This is a genomic window from Dissulfurimicrobium sp., from assembly GCF_049968175.1.
Classification (GTDB): Bacteria; Desulfobacterota; Dissulfuribacteria; order Dissulfuribacterales; family Sh68; genus Dissulfurimicrobium; species Dissulfurimicrobium hydrothermale.
This window is the reverse complement of the sequence record NZ_JBMFRG010000081.1, coordinates 1-6,861: the sequence shown is the minus strand read 5'-3', so window position 1 is coordinate 6,861 and position 6,861 is coordinate 1. Positions and strand designations below refer to the sequence as shown.

The 6,861-nt window shown below is 48.3% G+C and carries 6 protein-coding genes and 2 tRNA genes; 2 read left to right on the top strand and 6 right to left on the bottom strand.

All coding sequences use genetic code 11. The annotated features are described in order from the left end of the window. The first annotated feature begins 144 nt into the window (after nucleotides 1–144). Nucleotides 145–597: a 4Fe-4S dicluster domain-containing protein gene (locus tag ACP5SG_RS08965; protein ID WP_237888576.1), complete on the top strand. Its 453-nt coding sequence runs from the start codon at nucleotides 145–147 to the stop codon at nucleotides 595–597. A gap of 87 nt (nucleotides 598–684) precedes the next feature. On the opposite strand, the gene ahcY is transcribed toward ACP5SG_RS08965, so the two are convergent. The 6 genes from ahcY to ACP5SG_RS08935 form a co-directional block, all read right to left on the bottom strand. Continuing rightward, nucleotides 685–1,941, bottom strand: coding sequence for an adenosylhomocysteinase (ahcY, locus tag ACP5SG_RS08960; RefSeq protein WP_237888575.1), 1,257 nt, complete (start codon nucleotides 1,939–1,941; stop codon nucleotides 685–687). 9 nt (nucleotides 1,942–1,950) lie between these two features. Next, the gene (gene metK / locus ACP5SG_RS08955) at nucleotides 1,951–3,102 is read right to left on the bottom strand and encodes a methionine adenosyltransferase (RefSeq protein ID WP_428123739.1); all 1,152 of its coding nucleotides are present in this window, start codon (nucleotides 3,100–3,102) and stop codon (nucleotides 1,951–1,953) included. A gap of 100 nt (nucleotides 3,103–3,202) precedes the next feature. Then, nucleotides 3,203–3,294 (bottom strand) — tRNA-Ser (locus tag ACP5SG_RS08950). Between the two features lie 45 nt (nucleotides 3,295–3,339). Further along, nucleotides 3,340–3,427, bottom strand: a tRNA-Ser gene (locus ACP5SG_RS08945). Between the two features lie 79 nt (nucleotides 3,428–3,506). Continuing rightward, entirely contained in the window at nucleotides 3,507–4,913 is a 1,407-nt protein-coding gene (locus tag ACP5SG_RS08940; protein WP_424661713.1) for a sigma-54-dependent transcriptional regulator, read from the bottom strand. A 7-nt stretch (nucleotides 4,914–4,920) separates the two neighbouring features. After that, nucleotides 4,921–5,973, bottom strand: coding sequence for a two-component system sensor histidine kinase NtrB (locus ACP5SG_RS08935; protein ID WP_237888572.1), 1,053 nt, complete (start codon nucleotides 5,971–5,973; stop codon nucleotides 4,921–4,923). A 188-nt stretch (nucleotides 5,974–6,161) separates the two neighbouring features. Between ACP5SG_RS08935 and ACP5SG_RS08930 the strand changes: the two genes are divergently transcribed. Next, nucleotides 6,162–6,758 carry a TetR/AcrR family transcriptional regulator gene (locus tag ACP5SG_RS08930; protein WP_237888571.1) on the top strand — a complete coding sequence of 199 codons (597 nt, stop codon included), beginning with the start codon at nucleotides 6,162–6,164 and terminating at the stop codon, nucleotides 6,756–6,758. Nucleotides 6,759–6,861: the final 103 nt, after the last annotated feature.

The window sequence follows — 6,861 nt, the reverse complement described above, 5'->3', positions numbered from 1 at the left end:
CTATCACGCGGGCATGAGCGACCAAAAGCTTATGACAGGGTGTTTCCTTAAAGACATGGATCAGTCCGGCGGCGGGCTTTGCCTGTGTGAGTGTTTTATTGAGGTAAGGCGGAGCCCCAAAAATCCGAAGAGGAGCGTTGAGCTATGAACAAATACATGCTTTATCTCAATTCAAAGCGTTGCATAGGGTGTCATGGCTGTGAGGTGCACTGCAAGGTCAACAAGGGACTCCCGGTCGGCCCTATTCTGTGTGAAATAAGCCATGAACCGTTGAAGGCCGTAAAGGGTGTGCCCAAGTCCGAGTTCCATTTCAGGTCCTGCTATCACTGTGAAGATCCTTTCTGTGTCCCTATCTGTCCGACCGGCGCCATGCAAAAGCGGTCGGACGGCATAGTTTTTGTGGATCAGGAAAAGTGCATAGGCTGTATGGCCTGCGCCGGGGCGTGTCCGTGGGGTGTGCCTCAGTTCAATCCGGCTACAGGAAAGGCGATTAAATGCGACTATTGCATGGACAGGGTCGATCAGGGGCTCAGACCAGCATGCGTGGCAAAGTGTACGACCCATGCCTTAAAGTTTGTAGCCCTTAAAGAACTCTGATAACCTTGACAGGCAGCTGAAAATCAACAGCCGCTCTCTTTGCGAAAACCGGAAAGGAGCGGCTTGTTTTTTGGTTGAACCGAGCGGCTACGTACCCATAGCCCACGATCCGAGATATCTTGCCTGCTCATCCGTCAACCGGTCGATATCGATGCCCATACTGATGAGCTTAAGCCTTGCTATCTCACGATCTATCTCTTCAGGGACGCCATAGACCTTCCGTTCGAGTTTTTCAGCGTTTTTTGCCATGTATTCCGCACACAGGGCCTGGTTGGCGAAGCTCATGTCCATAACGCTCGATGGATGACCTTCCGCAGATGCAAGGTTTATAAGTCGTCCTTGGCCCAGGACATAGATGCGTCTTTTGTTGACGATAGTATATTCCTCGACGAATGGCCTTATAGTCCTCTTGGCCTCTGTGATATCGGAAAGGTCATTGAGGTTCAGTTCTACATTGAAGTGGCCTGAATTTGCAACTATGGCCCCATCCTTCATTTTAAGGAAGTGTTCCTTTCTTATAACATGGATATCTCCTGTTACGGTGCAGAAGAAATCGCCGATCGGGGCCGCTTCGGCCATAGGCATGACGTCATAGCCGTCCATTACCGCCTCGAGGGCCTTTAGCGGATCAACTTCGGTTACTATCACCCTTGCACCCATGCCTTTTGCCCTCATTGCTACACCTTTGCCGCACCATCCGTATCCGGCCACTACAAAGACACTCCCCGCTATAAGTCTGTTTGTGGCCCTTATGATGCCGTCAAGTGTAGATTGGCCGGTGCCATAGCGGTTATCGAATAGATGTTTGGTGTTCGCATCATTTACTGCTATGATTGGATATCTGAGTACACCGTCCTTGGCCATGGCCCTGAGTCTTATGACGCCTGTGGTGGTCTCCTCTGTGCCGCCTATAATGTCTTCAAGAAGCCCTTCTCTCTCGGTGTGGAGTGTTGAGACGAGGTCGGCGCCGTCATCCATGGTGACATTCGGTTTTGCATCAAGTACCGCGCGGAGATGGGCGTAATAGGTCTCGTTGTCTTCGCCCTTTATGGCAAAGACAGGGATGGCGTCGTATTTTACCAGCGAGGCAGCAACATCATCTTGCGTGCTCAATGGGTTGGATGCGCACAGATATACCTCTGCCCCGCCTGCTTTGAGTGTCCGGACAAGGGACGCAGTCTCTGTTGTGACGTGGAGACAAGCACCGAGCCTCATGCCTTTTAAAGGCTTTTCAGTCTCAAAACGTTCCTTGATCTGATTTAATACCGGCATGCTCTTTGCCGCCCATTCAATGCGGAGGCAGCCGTCTTCGGCAAGTCCGATATCTTTTATGTGATGATCCATGTCTTCCTCCTAGAGCCCAGCCTGGTCTTTTAAAGTTTCCACCATGTCGAGACGTTCCCATGTGAATTCGGGTTCCATCCTCCCGAAGTGGCCATATGCGGCAGTCTTTTTGTATATAGGCCGCCTAAGATCCAGATATTCGATTATATCCCTTGGCTTAAAGCTAAAGTTCTTCTCTATGAGTTCAACTATGCGTCCCTGCGGTATCCTCTCTGTATTGTAGGTGCGCACGTTTATTGCTAGTGGCCTCGGCACCCCGATAGCATAGGCCACCTGGACCTCGCACTCACCGGCGAGGCCGGCTGCCACGATATTTTTGGCCACATACCTGGCCATATAGGACGGAGAGCGGTCTACCTTGGTCGGGTCTTTCCCGGAGAATGCACCGCCGCCGTGATGCCCGCGTCCCCCGTATGTGTCGACGATGATCTTCCTGCCTGTAACGCCGCAATCGGCAAGCGGTCCACCTACGACGAATCTACCTGTGCTGTTTATGAAGAATTCAGTCTCCCTGGTGAGGTGTTCGGGGGCCACGATCTTTTTTATTACCTCTTCTATAACGGCTTCTTCTATCTCTTTATGGCTCACTTGAGGTTCATGCTGGGCTGCTACCACTATTGAGTATGCGGCGATTGGTTTGTGATCTTCATAGCGGATGGTTACCTGGGTCTTGCCGTCCGGTCTCAGGAAGGGCAATATCCCTTTCTTTCTTACCTCAGCGAGGCGTTGGGCCAGTCGATGCGCATACCAGATCGGCATCGGCATATAATCGGGGGTCTCCTCGCAGGCATAGCCGAACATGAGCCCCTGGTCCCCTGCGCCAATGTCGCCGTTTCTATCAACGCCCATAGCGATGTCGGGTGACTGCTTGTCGATGCTGGTCAGGACCGCACAGGTCTGCCAGTCGAATCCCATGCTCGAGTCGGAGTACCCGATTTCTTTTATAGTGCCGCGCACTACCTGCGGCATGTCAACATAGCAATCCGTCGTGATCTCGCCCGCGATAAGGGCAAGCCCTGTGGTTACCAAGGTCTCGCATGCCACCCTTGCATAAGGGTCTTTGGCGATGATCGCGTCCAGAATTGCGTCTGAAATCTGATCGGCTACCTTGTCTGGATGGCCCTCGGTTACCGACTCCGATGTAAAGAGGAAGTTGGGCATCATGGCTTGAATCTCCTAAAAAATAGACTTTTCACTTCTATAAAAAAACCGGCCGTCGCCGGTTGATTAGCCAGGGCGATTAATCCTACGCCTGTTTTTCTGGCGGAGAGGGAGGGATTCGAACCCTCGGTACACCTTTCGGCGTACACTCACTTAGCAGGCGAGCACCTTCGGCCTCTCGGTCACCTCTCCAGGCTTTTCTTTTCGAGGTCTAATGACCTTGAAATTTTTAAGGTATGGCGGAGGGAGTAGGATTCGAACCCACGGTGCCTTTCGGCACAACGGTTTTCAAGACCGCCGCCTTAAACCACTCGGCCATCCCTCCCGGGATATTCATGACCCGTTGAAAACCTGAACAAGTTACTGTCACAGGCATATACTGTCAAGAAGGCTTGATGAATTCATTATATTTCTTCTATGCCCCACTTCTTGAGTTTTTGGCGTAGCGTTTTTCTATCTATGCCGAGGATGCGCGCGGTCTCTGTGCGGTTTCCTTTGCTTTCTCTCAATACCTGCACGACATATCTGCGTTCCATCTCATCCAGGGGCATGAGTTCGTATGTCTCGTATGAGCCGCTTTCGGTTCCATCAACACCATCGATGCCATGTCTCTGGAAAGTGTCTTGGCCGCCTGCTGTTATTGGAAGTCCGCTGAGTTCGATATCGTCCGGTCCTATGGCCTCTTTGTCGGCAAAGATCACCAGGCGCTCCATGCTGTTTTCAAATTCCCTTACGTTGCCAGGCCATTGATATTGTGACAGGAGACGGATTACTTCTTCTGTAAGAAAAAGGCCACGGCGTCCATGCTTTTCACCGAATTTCTTCAAAAAGTATTCGGCCAAGGCTGGTATATCGTCTTTTCGTTCCCTAAGAGGTGGGGTCTTTATTGCAACTACGTTTAATCTGAAATAGAGGTCTTCGCGAAAAGTCCCGTTTTGTACGGCCTGCTTTAGGTCTTGATTCGTAGCCGCTATTATTCTGACATCCACTTTGGTGAGTCTGTTGCTGCCCACCCTTGATATTTCTTTTTCCTCTACAGCTTTAAGGAGCTTTGCCTGGCGCTCAAAGCCTATGTTTGCTATTTCATCCAGAAAGAGCGTCCCATGGTTTGCAAGTTCAAATTTACCCATCTTATTTGCATTGGCCCCTGTGAAGGCACCCTTTGCATGTCCGAACAGTTCGCTTTCAAACAGCGATGGAACAAGAGTAGAACAGTCGACCGGCACGAATGGGTGGTCGCGCCTTGGACTCAATTCGTGGATGCGCCTTGCAATGAGACCCTTACCTGTTCCGCTTTCCCCAGTTATCAATACTGTACTGTCGGTAGGTGCGAGTCTTGCCACCTGTTCCAAGAGGGTCTTTATAGCCTTGCTTTCGCCTATGATCTTGACCTCACCCTCTTTGCGTTTGAGCTCTTCTTTTAAAAAGAGGTTTTCCATGGCAAGTTGCCTGGCTTTAAGGTTCCGCTCTACAGTTATAAGGAGTTCGTCGGGCTCAAAGGGTTTTGACAGGAAATCATTGGCTCCGAGGCGCATAGCCTCTATGGCGTTTTGTATGGTGCCATAGGCCGTAATTATAACCACTGGCACGATCGGGTCTTTTTCCCTGATGGTCCTGAGCAGATCAAGGCCGTTTATGTCAGACATCTTGAGGTCGAGCAGTATGAGATCGTATTCATATCGGTCAAGGAGTTCAGATGCCTCCTTACCCCTCGAGACCTCAGAGACATCGAATTTTCTCCGCCTTAAGACCTGAGCGCATCCATCTCTTATGGCCGCGTCATCATCTATAATCAAGATGTCCTCTTTCATCTTATGGCTATCCTCCGCCTGAAAGGGGTATTTTTACCTCAAAACGGGTCCCATACCCTGGTTTGCTATTTACAGTTATCTTTCCGCCGTGCCTTTGTACTATGCCATGCGTTATCGAAAGACCCAGTCCCGTCCCCTTTCCGGCCCGTTTTGTAGTAAAAAATGGTTCAAATATCCTTGGCAGTAGATCATCAGGTATCCCTGGACCATTGTCTTCGACGGTAAGACATACAAGCCTCTGTTCCTTTGAAAAATCCGTTTCTATAATGAGTTTTCCCTTGTTGTTCAGGGCCTCCCCTGCATTTATGATAAGATTAAGTATTGCCTGTTCAATCTGGCCTTTGTCGCCCATGAAATGGGGCAGGTCTTTTTTAAAGCGCATATCTACCTCTATATTTTTCAGTATATGATGATCTTCGATGAGGGCGTAGACATCTTTTATAATTTGATTCAAATCGACCGGCGCATAGCTTTTTGAAGAAGACCTGCCGAAATTCAAAAGCCCTTTTGCTATGATACGGCATCTTGTCGCAAGCTTTATGATCTTTCCTATGTTTTCATATGAGACGTCTTCTTCGTTCAGTTCTTCTTTTATAAGGTTCGCATAAAGCAGTATCCCGCCAAGGGGATTGTTGATCTCATGTGCTATTTCGCCTGCAAGCTTTCCCATGGCCGTAAGCCGCTCAGCCTGAAGAAGCTTGTCTTCCCATGATTTGATCTCTGAGACGTCTTTGATGAGGCTCTGATGCAGTATGCCGCTGCTGACGGACAACGGTAGACATACGACCTCAATGTCTATGTTTGAACCGTCTCCACGCCTGCCCATGGCGCTTCTCCATCCAGGCCTGGGTGTATCCATGGGCCATGGAGATATGAAGTCAGCCATAGATCGCCCTGGCACGTCTTCATTTCTTTGTTGTCCGAAGAGTGTTGAAAAGGCCTCGTTTGCGACAATGATCGTATCTTTTATATGGATGACTGCCGGCTGGCTTATTTCCTGCCAGTATTCTATAAATTCCTGTGTGATTTCTTTCGCGGGCGGCGGATTAATTTTAGCCACTTTCCCTGTTGTTTGTATTAAAATAGACAATAGACATATATTTAAAATAACTATATTTTATAGACAATTTCATTCGTCCTTTCAAGGGCATTGAGTTAAAACTTGACAGACGGAGTCAGGATGAGATATTTTATTCTGAATGTATATTCATTCACAATAAAAGCCGTATCTATATAAAATTATATATTATGAAGATAGCCGACAAACATGAAAAGATCATCCAGTCTTCCATTAAGGTCTTCGCAAGAAATGGTTTTTTTAACTCGCGGATATCCGAGATAGCGAAAGAGGCAAATGTCGCCGATGGTACTATTTATCTCTATTTTAACAATAAATATGATATATTAGTTACAATCTTTGAGGAAGAGATAGGGAAAATAATTGCAAAGGTCAAACAAGAGCTGGCCTTGCTTGAGAGCCCAGAGGAGAAGCTGGAGCGTTTTGCTGCATTGCACTTAAGCCTCGTAGAAGAAAATAGAGACCTGGCGGAGATCATCCAGGTCGAGCTGCGTCAGAGCAGTAAATTTATGAAGGAATATCGCAATAAAAAGTTCGCCGAATATGTAAACATCATCTCCCAGATAGTAAGACAAGGGCAGGCGGCAGGTGTATTCAGGGCGGACGTGATGCCGGGCATATTCAAAAGGGCGTTTTTTGGGGCGCTGGACGAGATGTCCCGCTTTTGGGTGCTTTCAAGCCGCAAAAAATATAGTGTATCGACTGCGGCAAAACAGATAAGCGAATTTTTCCTTCAAGGGATACGCGAGAAAACACCTGGCCAGTAAAAACAGACTATTTCTTTTTCTTTAGCTGATAAGGGTGTCGTTGTATAATGGTTTAAATTTAGTTATATATAAGTTAATATAACGGAAAAAACCTAACGTGCCA

What these genes read in the sequence shown, in the direction of transcription:
- ahcY (WP_237888575.1), bottom strand. Translation starts at nt 1,941, where the DNA reads ATGGATCATCACATAAAAGATATCGGACTTGCCGAAGACGGCTGCCTC.
- metK (WP_428123739.1), bottom strand. Translation starts at nt 3,102, where the DNA reads ATGCCCAACTTCCTCTTTACATCGGAGTCGGTAACCGAGGGCCATCCA.
- ACP5SG_RS08930 (WP_237888571.1), top strand. Translation starts at nt 6,162, where the DNA reads ATGAAGATAGCCGACAAACATGAAAAGATCATCCAGTCTTCCATTAAG.
- ACP5SG_RS08965 (WP_237888576.1), top strand. Translation starts at nt 145, where the DNA reads ATGAACAAATACATGCTTTATCTCAATTCAAAGCGTTGCATAGGGTGT.
- ACP5SG_RS08940 (WP_424661713.1), bottom strand. Translation starts at nt 4,913, where the DNA reads ATGAAAGAGGACATCTTGATTATAGATGATGACGCGGCCATAAGAGAT.